This is a genomic window from Hydrogenobacter subterraneus, from assembly GCF_055390195.1.
On sequence record NZ_AP042473.1, the window covers coordinates 652,054 to 667,891 of the forward strand.

A 15,838-nucleotide genomic window follows, 5' to 3' on the forward strand; every position below is an offset into this window, starting at 1 on the left:
TTATGGTAAAGGTAGGAGGTGTGCCATGGTTAGAGTAATATACAGTTTGTTTATTCTGACCGTTGCTTTGCTCGTATCTTCCTGTGGGGGAGGCTTTGGCGGAGTGAGCTCCTCCCTTTTGGAGAACCCCAAGCCAGACTTTAGCATAAGCCTAAACCCCAACACTTTGAGTGTGCAAGCAGGACAAAGTACAAACACCACCCTAACCATTACTCCCCAGTTTGGTTTTAGCGGAAATGTGGCCCTAAGCCTTGAGAGAGAAGACGGAAGCCCTTGTATGATAGGCCTAAGTCCAAGCTCGGTTAATGTGGGAAGAAACAATAACTTTCAACTAACCCTTAGCGTACCCTCCTCTTTGCCAACGGGAACTTACAGGCTATCACTCAAGGCTACCTCTGGAGACATAGTGAAAAGGGCCAGCATAACTATAGTGGTAAGTGAAACACCACCACCCCCACCTCCCGTGGGTGAAAACTGGATCCCACAAAACTCAGGCACCACCCTACCTTTATGGGGAGCTTCTTGCACATCTGGTAAGTATGTGGTAGTGGGTGGTGGTAGAAATGCACAAAACCAGTATGAAGCAGTGCTACTCTACTCTACAGACGGCACAAATTGGCAAAGGGCTCAAGCACCACAGGGAACAGAGACGAACACCTTTTATGGAGTGGTTTATGGCAATGGGTTCTTTGTGGCTGTGGGCTATAACGGAAGCATAATAGCTTCACAGGACGGTATAAATTGGGTGCGCGTAAACCATAACCTTACTACAAAAACATTATACCGTGTGGCTTACATAAACGGCTACTTTGTGGCCATGGGTCAAAATGGCACCATACTGGTGTGCAATGCAAACACATCCGACTGTAGGCAAGGTGCAAGCTGGAGCTTAAAAACAAGCGGGACAACCCAAACTCTTGAGTGGCTCATACACGATGGACAAAGGTATGTTATGGTTGGAAATGGTGGCACAGTTCTTACCTCTTCAGACCTTAACACATGGACTAATGCAAATGCCAACTTTGGTGGAGATACACCAAACCTTTGGGGCATAGCATACATAAACGGCAGGTATGTAGCAGTAAGCAACAACAACAATAAGGTTTATCTATCCCAAGACCTTAGCGTATGGACCAGCCCATACACTGCACAACAAAGGCTAACCTTTGTGCTTAAAGTTAACGACCTTTTGCTTGCTACAGGAGATGGTGGCACCATACTTAGGTCCACCGACGGTGGCCAAAGCTGGACGCTGGCCAACACAGGAACAAGCAACAAAGTCAATTTTGTATCAGACTGTGAAAGCCTGCTTATAGCTGTGGGAGATGGTGGCACCGTACTGACATCAAGGAGGTAGATTGCCATGACAAAAAGGATTGTGCTTCTGAGCGGTATCTTCTGTGTGGGTGTGGCCATTGCTCAAGAGGCTCCAAGGATAAAAATACAGGTGCAAGAGGAAAAGGAAAGGGAGGCTCCTGAAATACCAGTGGAAAGGAAAAAGGCAAAGCCAAAGACGGAGACAACGGTAAAGGAAAAGGAGCTTCAAAGGGGTACTGGCGCAGGCGGAGTGAATGTGTTTAGAGCTATAGAGCTAACACCTTCCTTGAACGTTCAAACGGACGATGCCTACGGCCTTGGTGGTGGTTCCGTTAGGCTCAGAGGCTTTGATAACACCCAGATAGGCATAAGCATAGATGATATGCCACTAAACGATTCTGGAAACTTTGCCATATACCCACACGAGTATGCGGACGTAGAAAACTTAGAGAGCATTACCATAGAGAGGGGTGCGGTCAGCAAAAAGAGCCCCTTCTATACAGAGGTGGGAGGAGCCATAAGGATAAGGACAAAGCCACCCGCCAACGAGTTTGGTATTACCATCTTCCCAAAGTTTGGCACCAACGAGTTTAGAAAGTATTTCTTCAGGGTGGATACGGGTAGGCTACCCTTTGGTATTAGGGCCTTTGGCTCCTACTCCCATACGGAGGCGGACAAGTGGAAAGGGCCGGGCAAGCATCCAGACTTTAGAGACCACTATACCATAGGCATTACCCAAAACTTGGGCAGGCTCTTTTGGGAGTTCTACTACGACAAAAACACCCAGCTAAACTACTTCTACAGAGGGCTAAACTACCAGCAGGCCCAAAACTTGGACCAGTTCAGAAGGTTTGATTACAGCCCAAGCCTTATATTCCCCGGAGGAAACGGCCTTGTGCATAATAACCAGACCATAAGAGACAACAACGTAGCCTATTACAAGTTCTACAAAAACCCTTACGACAACCAACAGCTAAGGGCCAACGTAGAGCTTGATATAACCAACTGGCTAAAGCTTACCTTTAAGCCCTACATGTGGATAGGAAGAGGAAGTGGAACAAGCGCCACAACTTTCACAAGCGGTGGCAACACCTACATAGCCTTCAGAGAATCCTTTAACTACACCGACAGGCCCGGAGCCATCCTAAACCTAAACTTTAAAAGTTCTTATGGTGAGTTTACCTTGGGCTATTGGTATGAGAGGGCAGAGCTAAAACAGTGGCAACCCTCCTTCCCAGTGAGGGTACAGCCCGACGGCTCTTACACTCTGCTTATTAATACCTTAGGCACGCCCAGCTTTAGGTACAACTATATCCAAAAGACCATAACCACCACTAACACACCCTTCATCTTCTATGAAGCCCCCGAGCTTTTGGGCAGGCTTGACATAAACGCAGGCATAAGGTTTGCACAGGTAAAGAGAGAATTTACCAACTACAACACTACAGGCCTTCCCTACATGCCCGAGGATGATATATTTGACCATCCAAACCTCACCAAGGACCCAAGACTTTCCTACTCAAAAACCTACAGGAAGGTGTTGTTTAACTTTGGAGTAGGTTACAAACTCACCGACCACATATACCCATATTTTGCCTTCTCCCAAAACTTCAGAGTGCCACCCAACTTTATAGGCACCATACCAAACAATGTAGATGCCCAGTTTGTTATAAACCAGCTAAAGCCGGAAGAGTCGGTCAACTACGACCTTGGCGTGCGTTTTGACTTTGACAAGCTTTATGTGGTGCCAGCCATCTATTACACCGATTACAAAAACAGGCTTATAAGGATTGCAGACCCCAACGACCCGAACTTGGTCTACCTTAGGAATGCAGGAAAGGTAAAGGCCTACGGCTTTGAACTGGAAGTGGGTGCAAAACCCTTCAAAGACCTAAGCCTTTATGGCTCTTACTCCTACAACGTGGCAGAATTCAAAGATGATTGCACCACCCTTTCTACTGGCAATCCTGTGTGTGGTATAAGCGGCAACCAAGTTCCAGACACACCAAAACATATGTTTAAGCTTGGCATAGATTACAGAATATTTGGCTTTAATATAAGGCCTTCTTTGCAGTACATAGGCTCAAGGTATGGAACGGTAGACAACAAACAAAAGGTTAGCTCTTACACCCTTATAAACCTTTCTGTGGACAGAAGAATAACAAAGAACTTCACCCTCTACTTTGATGTGATAAACCTAACGGATAAAAAGTACATAGGCAGGATATCGCCGGGTGAAACCTCTGGAACCTACTATGTGGGCGCTCCCTTCACCTTTTCTGTAGGACTAAGAGGGAGGTTTTAAGCATGTTGCTGGATCTTATCCATAAGGGAGTTTTTGGACTGATGCTTTTGATCTTCACCTTTGGCAACTATTTAGTGGCTATGAACTTCTTCCAGCTTAAAAGAAGGCCCAACAGTCCAGCGGACAAAAGGCTTGAGCATGCAGAGTCTATAAGAAGGAGGCTATGGTTTTTGGACTTTGCAGCCACCGTCTCTCCCATAGTGGGCCTTTTGGGCACCGTATTGGCCCTTATAATAGCCTTTCAACAGCTTGCCGCAAAAGGTGTGAGCGGTGCAGGTGAGATAAGCGCAGCCATAGGCACAGCCCTTTGGGCCACAGCCCTCGGTATAGCCATGTCCCTCTGGTTTTACTTCTTCTTCAAGTTCTTCCATTCCAAAGTATCTTCCATAAAAGAGGAAGTAAAGCTTGAGCTTCTAAGGTCCCTTTTGGAGGAAGGCAATGAATAAAAAGGCTTTACTTTTACTGCTTATGGAGGAGGAACATCAGAAGGAAGAAATACAAATAATACCTATGATAGACGTAATGCTGTTTTTGTTGGTCTTTTTCATGGTCTATACCCTAAACGTTTTTCCCATGATGCTACAAGAGATAAAAGTGCCTACCTCTTCCACGGTGCAGAGGAAGGACCTCAGAGAACCTATCAAAGTGTATATATCCAAAGATGGAAGAGTCCTTCTGGAAAACAGGGAGGAGGGTCTACAGGCCCTCAAAAACTACCTAAGGAATGTGCAAGATAAAGAAAAGGCCACCGTTCTAATAGTGGGAGATAAGGAAGTGAACCTGCAAAAAGTTATAGAGGTTATAGATGCCATAAAGGAATCGGGCATATACAACATAGGCATCGTGGGCGACAAGAAATGATCCTCAGAGAAGACAGGCCCAAAGCCCTTGCTCTTTCCATAAGCCTTTCCCTCCTCTCTTCCTTTGTTATCTCTTGGCTTATGTCTGTTAGCAAAATGACCTTTCCAAGTGGTGGATCCAAGCCCGTAGAGATCATCCTCACCCTACCACCCACACAGGAGACTACAAACCCAAAAGAATCAAGACCTCAAAAAACACCACCCAAAAGGCAGGAGGTTAAAAAGGTTATAAAAAATGTTCCCCAAAAGCAGGAAGTAAGACAAGAGCCTGTGGCACCACCAAAGGAGGCCATACCCATAGCAGAAAAGGCCCAAACACAAATTACAGCCAGAGAAGAAACAAAAGAAGACACTTCAAATAAAGAGAAGGAAACAAGCCAAGAGAAGCCTCAAAAAGAAGCGCAGGTAGAGAGGCCACAGGTCAAAAGGGAGCTACCAACGGCCAAAAAGGAAGAGTCTAAGGACCAAATGATAGCCTACTACAGTCAAGTAAAGGCCATAATTGAGAGGAATAAAAGATACCCAGAGGAGGCAAAAAGAAGGGGTGAGGAAGGCACTCTTGTGGTAAGGCTAAGGATAAACTCGGAAGGAAGGATAGAAGATATAAGGATAATAAAGAGCAGTCAAAGCAGGTATTTGGACGAAGGAACCATAAGAATGTTAAGGTCCCTTGCCAAGCTTCCACCACCCCCAAAGGCCCCCTTGGAGCTTGAAATAGAAATAGACTACCGCCTTGGAGGAGGATAGATATGATCACAAGAAGGGAGTTCTTGGAAGGTAGCCTTGCCACCCTAATGCTTTTGTCCTTGAACCGCCTTAGCTTTTCCATGGATACGGAGGAGGTATTCCCTCAAGGTGTGGCAAGCGCAGACCCCACGCACACCGGCGCCATCCTTTGGACCCGTATAAACCCAAAGGTGCATGAAAGGATGAAAAAGGACCTAATCCTACAAATATCGGAAGATATGGACTTCAAAAGGCTTGTATTTTCTGGAAGACTACCATGGGACCGCATATCATCCAAAGATGACCACACGGTAAGGATAGACCTGGAAGGAAAATTGCAACCCGGAAGAACCTATTACTACAGGTTTGTTTATGCAGATGTGCCTTCTATGATAGGAAGGTTAAAAACTCTTCCAGAGGAGGCACAAGATATAAGCATAGCCTTTGCCACATGCCAGAACTACGCCGATGGCTACTTTACAGCCTACAGGCATATGGCCCAAGAGGACCTTCAATTGGTGGTTCATCTGGGAGACTTTATATACGAAAAGATATACGGCCCACCAAGGGTGGCGGGCAGGCTTTTGGAGCTTCCGTCAGGGTCAAACATAGTCCAAAACTTGGAAGATTATAGATACTTATACAGAACCTACCTTTCCGACCCAGACATCAGACTTGCCAGAGCCATGCATACCTTTGTGCACACTTGGGATGACCATGAGTTTCTAAACGACTACTACTACAATTACCAAAGGGAATACTGGATTGGAGACTATCCCATCAGAGAAAGGGAAAAATTGCTACAGCTTAGGCTGGATTCCATAAAGGCTTGGCTTGAGTATATACCAGCCAGAGTAAAGACAAACTTTCAAAACAGAGACCCCTTACTATGGATAACCATCTACCGCGACTTTAAAATAGGAAGCTTGGCCCATCTTATAATGACCGATGGAAGAAGCTACAGAGACAAACAGCCTTGCAGAGGAAAGTATGGTGCACCCGGCTGTGCAGAACAGTATAGGACTACCATGCTTGGCCAAGACCAACTAAGATGGTTCTTGAAAAAGTTAAAAGAAGATAAGTTTGTTTGGAAGGTTTGGGGCAATGATGTGCAGTTTTCTCAAAGCCTTGTGGATGGCAAGTTTGGTTCTTTGGATGCTTGGGATGGTTATGCGGGCGAAAGGCAAAAAATACTGGACTTTTTAAAGAGGGAAGGCATGAAAAACTTACTAATCTCAACCGGAGACAGACATGCTACATTTATAGCGGAGATTCCAGACAGCTATCAAGAGCCAAAGGAAGTGCTTGGTGCAGAGTTTATGACGCCAGCCATATCTTCTGTTAATTCAAAAGAGATGGGTTGGTGGAAAAGAAACTGGCCAAATTATACTTCTATAGAAGAGGTAGAAAGGGCAGAAATGCTACAAAACCCTTGGATAAAACATCTCAATATGAAAAACTGGGGCTATTCTGTGCTTAATCTAAATAGAGATAGGGCCAGAGTAATAGTATATACGGTCAACAAATACAGAAAGGATGCGCCTAAGGAAGTGGATGCAGAGTTTGTTTATACCTACGGAAGGCTGGAGAAATATGGCTAAAAGGTTTTAATTATCTCCTACTCCCACAAAGATACTTCACTCCCTTCTCCGTCTTTGCCCAATGCCTTGTGCCAGCCTTCACTTCTAATAGGTCCCCAGCCTTTAGATGATAAACCCCTTCCTCAGTCCCTATGGTCATCTCACCCTCCAGAATGTATCGCACCTCGTCCTCTGGATGTGTGTGCCAGTCATAGTAAGTGCCCGGTGGGTCCTGCCAGAGGTATATGCCCTCATATCCCATAGCCCTTAGCTTCTCTTTAGCCTTTTCAATGTCCATCATCTCTCAAAGGTGTGGCACTGGCTTTCTTTTATAATTCTAAGAATCTCTTCATCCAAAGGGGTAGGCCTTTTAAAGAAGTTTTCCTTTTTATGCCTTTGTGCCTTGATTATGTGGCACAGGGCTTCCACCGTCTTGTCTATAAACTCGTTCACCACTATATAATCAAAGTACTTGGCACAGGCTATTTCTTCTTCTGCCTTCCTTAGCCTCTTTTCCAAGTTCTCTGTGCCGTAGCCCCTTGTAAGCAGTCTTCTTCTTAGTTCTTCAAGGCTCGGTGGCATCAAAAAGATGAGGATAGAATCCTTGTAAGTTTCCCTTACCTTCTTTGCCCCTTGCACATCTATGACCAAAAGAGAGTCTACGCCTTCTTCTTCGTTCCTTATAACCTGGTCCTTTGGAGTGCCATAGTAGTGGCCGTAAACCTCCGCATACTCCAAAAAGTAGCCTTCCTCTATCTTCTCTTTAAACTCCTCATAGCTTATAAAAAGGTAATCCACTCCATGCACTTCCCCTTCCCTTTTGGACCTTGTGGTGGCCGTTATTATTCTTCTTACACCGGGACAGCTTTTAAGCAACCTTTCTGCCACAGTGGTCTTGCCCGTTCCGGAAGGTGCAGAAAGTACGAATAGCATGTTATAATTATAAACCTAAAGGCGCGTAGCTCAGCTGGCAGAGCGCTGGCCCGACACGCCAGAGGTCGGCGGTTCAAATCCGCCCGCGCCTACCATGGTGTATAATCTTTTCTGATGTTCTTAGACTTTGAAAAGGACCTCCAAGAGCTGTATCAAAAGATAGAACAGCTAAAAAGGCTATACGCCATTGGAGAAAGGGAGAAGGAAAAGGAGTTAAGGAAGCTACAAAGGGAGTTCAAGAAGAAAGCCAAAGAAACCTACTCAAAGCTTGACCCTTGGGAAAAGGTTCTCCTTGCCAGACACCCCCAAAGGCCCCACACCATAGACTACATAAACCTTATCTTCAAAAACTTTATAGAACTCCACGGAGACAGATGTTTTGGGGATGACAAAGCCATAATGGCCGGCTTTGCCTACTTTGACCACATGCCTGTGGCCCTAATAGGGCAGGAGAAGGGAAGGACAACAAAGGAAAAGATGGAGAGAAACTTTGGCATGCCACACCCAGAAGGCTATAGGAAGGCCATAAGGGTGGCAGAGCTGGCGGAAAAATACGGCATGCCCATAATAACCTTTATAGATACGCCGGGGGCATACCCGGGCATAGGTGCAGAAGAGAGGGGCCAATCAAGAGCCATAGCCCAAAGCCTATATATCTTTGGCTACTTAAAAGTTCCTACCATAGCCGTTATCATAGGTGAAGGTGGGTCTGGCGGAGCCCTTGCCTTGGGGGTGGCCAACAGAGTTCTAATGCTGGAGAATGCCATATACTCTGTTATCTCGCCAGAAGGCTGTGCGGCCATCCTCTGGAAGGACCAAAGCAAGGTAAAAGAGGCCTCCAAGGCCCTAAAGCTTACAGCCCAAGACCTTTTAAAGCTTGGAGTGATAGACCAGATAATTCCCGAGCCCTTTGGAGCCTCCCATTGGGACCACAGAAGGAGCGCAAGGATTTTAAAGTTCTTCTTAAGGAGGCACCTAAGGGACCTCTTGAGATTAAAGCCGGAGGAAATTGTGGAAGATAGGATAAAAAAGTTTGAAAAGATGGGAGCCTTTGTGGAGGTATGAACTTCTTCTGCGTTCATTGCCATTTTCATCAGCCACCTAGGGAAAACCCATACCTTGGCTTAGTTCCTACAGAGCCATCCGCCATGCCCTTTGAAAACTGGAACGAAAGGATCTTTAGAGAGTCCTACCTTCCCAACATGTACGCCCATTATACAAGGGATGGAAAGGTCCTAAAGGTGGTCAACAACTACCAGGGCATAAGCTTTGACTTCACCTACAGCTTACTCTCTTGGCTTTTGAAGGAAAGGCCTTGGTTTGTGGAAAGGCTAAAAAGGGCAGGCCAAAATGCAATAGCCAGCGGTTTTAACCACACCATACTGCCCCTTGACCCGGAGGAAGACAGGGAGGTTCAGATAGTTTGGGGCATAAGGGCCTTTGAAAAGGTCTTTGGAAGAAGGCCAAAAGGCTTTTGGCTTCCAGAGCTAGCGGTAGACAAAAGGACCCTATCCCTCCTTGTAAAACACGGCATAAAATACACCATCCTTGCACCCCATCAAGTAAAAACAAAGGGCAACTATTTGAGGCACCATCTTCCGGAGGGCCACATAGACATCTTTGTCTACGATGGAGAGCTGTCCCATGGCATAGCCTTTGGAGAGCTGATAAACCATATGGATGAGGTAATAAGGAGAACAAGGGACAGAAAGGGCATAATCCTTATAGCCCTTGATGGTGAAACCTTTGGCCACCACAAAAAGTTTGGAGAGATGGGCCTTGCCTACCTTTTGGAAAGCCATCCAAACATAAGCACCCTTGAAAAGGTTTGTGAAAGCCTACATCCAGAGGGTGAGGCGGATATAAACGAATACACCTCTTGGAGCTGCGCCCACGGTGTGGAAAGGTGGAGGTCTGACTGCGGATGCTCTACGGGAGGGGAGCCAGGCTGGCACCAAAAGTGGAGAAAACCCTTGAGGGAAGCCCTTGAAGTCCTAAGGTCCAAGGTAAAGGAAAGGCTTTTTGATGTTCTTTCTCAACACACCCTTGACCCAAAGGAGGCCCTCTTTGACTTTGTAGAGGTCCTAATGGGAGGTCCAAAGGAAGATTATTTCAAAAGGCATCTTAAGGGCCATGTAAGCCCGGAGGAAAAGAGGAAGCTTCTTAGACTACTTTACGCTTACAAGTATGTGAGCTATGCCTTCTCTTCCGATGGTTGGTTCTTTGCAGACATATCGGGCATAGAGGCAGTAAAAAACCTTCTCTTTGCCAAAAGGGCCATAGACCTACTTGGCGATAGGTCTGTAGAAAAAGCTTTTTTAGACATCCTTTCCGATACACCAAGCAACGTGCAGGTCTATGGCAACGGCTTGGGTGTTTGGCAAAAGCTTGTCTTACCTCATGTGGTATCAGAAAGGGATATGGTAAGGTCCATAGTGATCCTTGAGCTTTCAGACCTTGTACCACAGGAGGGAAGGCTTGGAAAGTTTTATTACAAGGTGGAGGGCTTTGAGCCTTGGAGGGTCTTTTTAAAGGATGAAGAAACAGAAGAAGAGTTTTATGAGGCGGAGGACCTCAAAGATTTTAGCACCGATAGGATTCCACAGCCTTTGCTTGGCTGGCTACTAAAGGGCTGGGTCATGGAATACTTTAAAGAGGATGTGGAGTTTGAAGAGAGCTACGAGCATCTATTTGAAAACCTGATCCTTTATGCCAAGGGAAGCCCCTTTGAATGCGATGATCTTTTAAAGTCAAGGGTAAAGGACTACCTTAAGCTAAGGCTTTACCTTTTGCTAAAAGAGGTGGCACCTTTGGAGGCGGTGGAAGAGCTGTTAAAGAAGGCGGAAGGCCTTGGGATAGACCTTGGCGATGAGAGGTTAAAGTTTTGGCTTGAAGAGTATATTAGTAGAAAGGTTAATTTGGGTCTTTCGGAAGAGGAAGCAAAAAGGCTTGCAAGCCTTGTAAAAGAGTATAACAGGTCTGTGGGCAGGATGGAGCTTATGGTAAACCTTTGGGAGCTTCAAAACTGGGCATGGGAAAACAGGGATAGGTTATCTGGAGAGGCTCTGAGGCTTTTGGATTTTTTATAATCTTGCTTTCAGCCTTGGTCCTTTTGAACAAAGATGCCTTGGAATTCATAGCAAGGCTTTTGGGTTTAATCAAGTAAAATAGTATTCATGCCCTTTAAGTCCCTTTTTACAGACCTCTATGAGCTTACAATGGCTCAAGCATACTTTGAGGCAAACAAAACTGGCAAAGCAGTCTTTAGCCTCTTTGTTAGAAAGCTTCCAGAAAACAGGAACTTTTTGGTTTCATGCGGGCTTGAACCTCTCCTTGAAGCCCTCTCAGAATTTCGCTTTGGCGATGAAGAGCTAAAATACCTCAAATCCCTTGGCATCTTCAAAGATTGGTTTTTAGACTATTTAAAAGAGTATAGCTTTAGGTCAAACCTCTACGCAATAGGCGAAGGAAGGATCATATTCCAGAATGAGCCTATAGTTCAGCTGGAGGGCTCTTTGCCCGATGTGCAAATCCTTGAGACCATAGTGATAAACCTTATACACTACAACACTCTTATAGCCTCAAAGGCTGCAAGATGCTATATAGCTGGAAGGGGGAAGGGCCTTGTGGACTTTGGTCTAAGGAGGGCCCATGGCCTTGATGCGGGCCTTTATGCGGCAAGGGCAACCTACATAACAGGCTTTTCTGGCACTTCCAACCTTTTTGCTGGTATGAAGTACTCTATCCCAGTCTTTGGAACCATGGCCCACTCCTTTGTCATGGTCTTTGAAGAGGAGGAAGAGGCCTTTAGGGCCTTTGCCAAGAGCTTTCCAGACAGGACAGTGCTTCTCATTGATACCTATGACACTCTTGAAGGGGCAAAAAAGGCCCTAAGGCTTATGAAGGAAGGCATAAAAGTAGTTGGTGTGCGCATTGACAGCGGAGATGTGGAGGAGCTAAGCAAAGAGGTAAGGGAGATCTTTGATAGGGAGGGCTTTAGGGATGTGAAGATCCTTGTCAGTGGAGGGGTGGATGAGATGGATATAGACAGGTGGCTCTCCAGGTCTGCGCCCATAGATGCCTTTGGTGTGGGCACCAAACTTTTGACCTCTTCAGACGCACCCTATCTGGACATAGCCTACAAGCTTGTAGAGTATGAGGGAAAGCCCAAGTTTAAGCTAAGCCCAGGAAAGGCTACCTTTCCATACAAGAGACAGGTAATAAGACACTATGAGGATGGCCTTATGGCCTATGATGAGGTGGTACCCTACAGGGAAGGGGGCCTTGTGGAGATGGTATGCAAAGAAGGAAACCTTATAAAGAAACTTCCAAGCCTTAAGGAGATAAGAGAAGTGTTTATGGAGGAGTTTTCAAGGCTTCCGGAGAGTTTAAAATCTTTGCATGAGAAGGCCGAATACAAGGTGCTTATAATATAATATGTAAGGAGGTGTATGATGAGTAGAAGGCCAAACATAGAGGAAGCTCTTAAAAAGGTATCTTCAAGGTATGAGCTTGTGCATGCGGCGGCAAAGAGGGTAAAACAGCTCCTTGAAAGGGGAGATGATATATTCATCAGAGACAGAGCAAGAGGTGAGCTAATAAAAAAGACCTTTCAAGCCATAGAAGATATAGCCCAAGGTAAGGTGCAAGTTATAAAGATTAAAAAGAGTGCAAACAATGATTAAGAGCCTTCTTTTCCTGCACCTTTTCTTTGCTATAGTGTGGATAGGGGGAATGATATACAGCCTGCTCTTTTTGAGGCCTTCTTTAAAAGAGATAACACAAGAAGAGCAAAGAGGTAAGTTTTTAAAACAGGTATTCCATAGGTTTTTCCTGGCCGTTTGGCTTTCCATACTTGTGCTTTTCCTCACCGGCATGGGCCTATGGCATGGCTACAGAAAGGATTTTTCGGACAATCCTCTCTTTCACATAAAGCTTTTCCTCTTTGGCCTTATGGTTATAGTCTTTTCCTACATTTACTTTCTCCTATTTAGAAGAGGTAAGCTTTCCCACATTCCCAACCTCATAGGTATAAACCTGCTTTTGAGCATACTCATACTCCTCATAATCATCTACATAAGATAGTATGCCCTTATTACTCTTACTCCTTACCTTCCTTTACGCTTGGTCCCAACTTCCAAAAGAGTATGAACTTCTTATTCAATTCAAACAGACTTCAGACCCTTCCATAGCCTACAGGATACTAAAGGATTACCCCGATGCGGTCTTCAAAGATGACCTTATGCTCCTTTTGGCAAAGCTGGAAAAGTCTAAGGGAAGGGAAGAAGAGGCCAAAAGGCTAATTAAGGATATAAATCCAAAGAACTTAAGCTCACAGTACAAAGATGACTATGTCGGCCTATGGAAGGAGCTTGGGCTCGATCCAAAGGAAGGCTTTTTAAAACACCCAGTGATTTTCAGAGAGTTTATACCACAGCTAAGGCTTAGCCCAGAGGAGGCCCTTAGTGCCTCGGAAGAACTCTTCAGAAAAAGGTATTACAAAGAAGTGATAAGCCTTTTGGAGCCTTTGGAATTCGGTAAGACATGCTATATGCTTGGAAGGTCCTATCTATCTCTTAAGGAAAGGGAGAAGGCCATTGGGATCTTTGAAAGGTGTGAGGATGAGAGGGCAAAGGCGGACCTTGCGGTCCTCTACTTTGAGCTTGGCCAAAAAGATCAAAGCGAAAGGATACTTTCTACCATTCAAGATAAAAAGCTTTTGTCCGATGCCCTCTTTAGAATGGGAAGGCAGTGTTTGACAAGGGAGAACTATGGGTGTGCTATTGATTACCTTTCTCGCATGGAACCATCTTACAGGAGGGAGTTTAACTTAGGACTTTCTTACTATGCCTTAGGGAACTATTCAAAGGCTCTTGAGAGCTTTCTTAGGTCCTTGGAATACACAAGGGATAAGGAGGAGAGGTCTGCCAGCTACTTTTGGGCCTACAAGAGCGCCTTTATGATAGACAAAGAGAGAGCCAACGAGTATCTTATAAAGGCATCCAATGGAAATGGCTTTTACTATGCGGTATCCAGCGCCATGCTTGGCCTTCCTGTGGCAAGCAAGGCCATGAGGGTGGTGATGGAGGATGAGAGTTTTCCAAAAACTGCGAGTATTATAAGGGCAATATGGCTTGCCGGCTTTCCAGAGTATGCAAGGCTTGAGGCCTTCAAAAGGATAAGGGAGATGACCTCCTCCGATATCCTTGCCCTATCAAAGCTTGACACCTACCTTGCCATCAGGCTTGCCACTAGAAAATACGGCTATGGAAGCCTTGTATACAGCGCGGTAGCCTTTCCAAAGCCCTATAGGGATATAGTAGAAAGGGCTTCTAACACCTACGGCATTAGTCCAGCTTTAATATACGCGGTTATGAGGCAGGAGAGCCTCTTTGACACCTATGCAATCTCCGTCGCGGGCGCCAAGGGCCTTATGCAACTCCTAGATGGCACAGCCCAGTATGTGGCAAGAAGGGAGGGAATAAGGATAAAAAACCTCTTTCATCCGGAGACCAACATACTTTTAGGAGTGGCCTACCTTAGATATCTGCTTGATATGTGGAATGGAGACTTAGTTAGGGCCCTTGCCAGCTACAACGCCGGCCCCACAAGGGTGAAAGACTGGAACAGCACAGAAGATGTCTATCTCTTTATAGAAACGGTGCCAATAGCGGAAACTAGAAACTACGTAAAGAGGGTGCTTTACAACTACTATGTCTATTCTGACCTATTAAAGTGACCTTATTGCCCTGTCTATCCTCTCAAGGGCAAGGTCAATATCTTCCTCTTGGTGAGCCGTGCTTAAAAACCATGCCTCAAACTGGGATGGTGGTATGAGAACACCTTCCTTCAGCAGGGCCCTAAAGAACCTTCCAAAGAGCTCTGTATTTGAGCTTTTTGCACTTTCATAGTCATAGACCTCTCTGTCTGTAAAGAAGACTGTAAACATGGAGGCTATCTGGTTTATGCGGTGGGCTATGCCTTTGTCCGATAGTATTTTAGAAAGGCCATCTGTGAGCTTCTTTGTTAGCCTTTCCAGCTCTTGGTATGGGTCAAGGCTTAGAAGCTCCCTTATGGTGGCAAGGCCAGCCACCATGGAAAGGGGATTGCCCGAAAGTGTCCCTGCCTGATAGATAGGCCCCTCTGGTGCCACCTTCTCCATAATCTCCCTTCTTCCACCGTATGCTCCCAAGGGCATACCACCACCAAGTATTTTCCCCATACATGTAATATCCGGCTCTACGTTAAAAACCTCTTGGGCCCCACCCTTAGAAAGCCTAAAGTTGGTAATGACCTCATCGCAGATAAATAGAGCACCATACCTTTTAGTTAGGTCCCTTATGGCCTCCAAAAAGCCCGGCTTTGGAAGGACCACACCCATATTCCCAGCCACAGGCTCCACTATCACGCAGGCTATATCTTCCCCATACCTTTTAAAGACCTCTTCTAAGGCCTCTGTGTTGTTATAGGGTATCACAAGAGTGAGCCTTGCTACCTCTTCCGGCACTCCCGGAGTTCCCGGAATGCCAAGGGTGGCCACACCAGACCCAGCACTCACCAAAAGGGCATCACCATGCCCATGATAACAGCCTTCAAACTTCACCACATATTTTTTGCCCGTATAGCCCCTTGCCAGTCTTATGGCGGACATGGTGGCCTCCGTGCCAGAAGAGACAAACCTTACCATCTCCACAGAGGGCATGCAAGAGGCCACAAGCTCCGCAAGCTCTATCTCATAAGGATTTGTAAGGCCATAGGAAAGCCCCTTTTGAGATTGTTCTTTTACCGCTTCCACAACTTTGGGATGGGCATGGCCTAAGATGAGAGGCCCCCAAGACATGAGAAAGTCTATGTATTCCTTATCTTCCACATCCCAAAGCCTTGAGCCTTTTGCCCTTGAGACTATGATAGGGTCCCCACCTACAGCCTTAAAGGCTCTGACCGGAGAGCTAACACCCCCCGGCATAAGAGACCTTGCCTTCTCAAAGAGTTCCCTGTTTTTCATTTAGCATATATTATAAACCGCTATTCCTTACGCCGAGTGAGAAATTAATCAAAAGAATGTCTTACTACTACTCCTACCCTTGCAAAAAATAAATGATACAAACAATACGCCG

At 45.7% G+C, this 15,838-nt stretch carries 15 protein-coding genes and 1 tRNA gene; 13 read left to right on the top strand and 3 right to left on the bottom strand.

From position 1 onward, the window contains the following. The first annotated feature begins 25 nt into the window (after positions 1-25). From ACZ5GB_RS03675 to ACZ5GB_RS03700, 6 genes are read left to right on the top strand one after another with little or no spacing between them, the layout of a single operon-like run. Positions 26-1,357, top strand: a complete 1,332-nt coding sequence (locus ACZ5GB_RS03675) for a hypothetical protein (RefSeq protein ID WP_464327629.1) — start codon at positions 26-28, stop codon at positions 1,355-1,357. A 6-nt stretch (positions 1,358-1,363) separates the two neighbouring features. Beyond that, positions 1,364-3,622 carry a TonB-dependent receptor gene (locus ACZ5GB_RS03680; protein WP_464327630.1) on the top strand — a complete coding sequence of 753 codons (2,259 nt, stop codon included), beginning with the start codon at positions 1,364-1,366 and terminating at the stop codon, positions 3,620-3,622. Between the two features lie 2 nt (positions 3,623-3,624). Beyond that, positions 3,625-4,068, top strand: a complete 444-nt coding sequence (locus ACZ5GB_RS03685; protein WP_464327631.1) for a MotA/TolQ/ExbB proton channel family protein — start codon at positions 3,625-3,627, stop codon at positions 4,066-4,068. Beyond that, complete coding sequence (locus tag ACZ5GB_RS03690) at positions 4,061-4,483, top strand: ExbD/TolR family protein (RefSeq protein ID WP_464327632.1); 423 nt, start codon at positions 4,061-4,063, stop codon at positions 4,481-4,483. Before ACZ5GB_RS03685 ends, ACZ5GB_RS03690 begins: the two co-directional genes overlap by 8 nt. After that, positions 4,480-5,229: an energy transducer TonB gene (locus tag ACZ5GB_RS03695; protein WP_464327633.1), complete on the top strand. Its 750-nt coding sequence runs from the start codon at positions 4,480-4,482 to the stop codon at positions 5,227-5,229. Before ACZ5GB_RS03690 ends, ACZ5GB_RS03695 begins: the two co-directional genes overlap by 4 nt. Before the next feature lie 2 nt (positions 5,230-5,231). Then, positions 5,232-6,809: an alkaline phosphatase D family protein gene (locus ACZ5GB_RS03700; RefSeq protein WP_464327634.1), complete on the top strand. Its 1,578-nt coding sequence runs from the start codon at positions 5,232-5,234 to the stop codon at positions 6,807-6,809. Positions 6,810-6,819: 10 nt separating this feature from the next. Here the strand turns inward: ACZ5GB_RS03700 and ACZ5GB_RS03705 are convergent, their stop codons facing one another. Together ACZ5GB_RS03705 and gmk are read right to left on the bottom strand one after the other, a co-directional pair. Further along, entirely contained in the window at positions 6,820-7,089 is a 270-nt protein-coding gene (locus tag ACZ5GB_RS03705; protein ID WP_464327635.1) for a cupin domain-containing protein, read from the bottom strand. After that, positions 7,086-7,721 (bottom strand): guanylate kinase, encoded by a 636-nt coding sequence (gene gmk, locus ACZ5GB_RS03710; protein WP_464327636.1) that lies wholly within the window; start codon positions 7,719-7,721, stop codon positions 7,086-7,088. The genes ACZ5GB_RS03705 and gmk overlap by 4 nt, the downstream gene beginning before the upstream one ends. A gap of 19 nt (positions 7,722-7,740) precedes the next feature. On the opposite strand from gmk, the gene ACZ5GB_RS03715 reads away from it, so the two are divergent. The 7 genes from ACZ5GB_RS03715 to ACZ5GB_RS03745 all read left to right on the top strand — a co-directional run bounded on the left by ACZ5GB_RS03715 (position 7,741) and on the right by ACZ5GB_RS03745 (position 14,460). Next, positions 7,741-7,816 (top strand) — tRNA-Val (locus tag ACZ5GB_RS03715). A 19-nt stretch (positions 7,817-7,835) separates the two neighbouring features. Continuing rightward, a complete protein-coding gene (locus tag ACZ5GB_RS03720) occupies positions 7,836-8,786 on the top strand; it encodes an acetyl-CoA carboxylase carboxyltransferase subunit alpha (protein ID WP_464327637.1) in 951 nt (316 codons plus the stop codon). Continuing rightward, complete coding sequence (locus tag ACZ5GB_RS03725) at positions 8,783-10,810, top strand: DUF3536 domain-containing protein (protein ID WP_464327638.1); 2,028 nt, start codon at positions 8,783-8,785, stop codon at positions 10,808-10,810. Before ACZ5GB_RS03720 ends, ACZ5GB_RS03725 begins: the two co-directional genes overlap by 4 nt. An 87-nt stretch (positions 10,811-10,897) precedes the next feature. After that, positions 10,898-12,157 carry a nicotinate phosphoribosyltransferase gene (locus tag ACZ5GB_RS03730; protein ID WP_464327639.1) on the top strand — a complete coding sequence of 420 codons (1,260 nt, stop codon included), beginning with the start codon at positions 10,898-10,900 and terminating at the stop codon, positions 12,155-12,157. Between the two features lie 18 nt (positions 12,158-12,175). Further along, positions 12,176-12,406, top strand: a complete 231-nt coding sequence (rpoZ, locus tag ACZ5GB_RS03735) for a DNA-directed RNA polymerase subunit omega (RefSeq protein WP_464327816.1) — start codon at positions 12,176-12,178, stop codon at positions 12,404-12,406. After that, positions 12,399-12,806, top strand: a complete 408-nt coding sequence (locus ACZ5GB_RS03740) for a hypothetical protein (protein ID WP_464327640.1) — start codon at positions 12,399-12,401, stop codon at positions 12,804-12,806. Before rpoZ ends, ACZ5GB_RS03740 begins: the two co-directional genes overlap by 8 nt. 1 nt (position 12,807) lies before the next feature. Beyond that, positions 12,808-14,460, top strand: coding sequence for a lytic transglycosylase domain-containing protein (locus tag ACZ5GB_RS03745; RefSeq protein WP_464327641.1), 1,653 nt, complete (start codon positions 12,808-12,810; stop codon positions 14,458-14,460). Here the strand turns inward: ACZ5GB_RS03745 and hemL are convergent. Then, a complete protein-coding gene (gene hemL / locus ACZ5GB_RS03750) occupies positions 14,452-15,726 on the bottom strand; it encodes a glutamate-1-semialdehyde 2,1-aminomutase (protein WP_464327642.1) in 1,275 nt (424 codons plus the stop codon). The genes ACZ5GB_RS03745 and hemL overlap by 9 nt on opposite strands. Positions 15,727-15,838 lie beyond the last annotated feature (112 nt).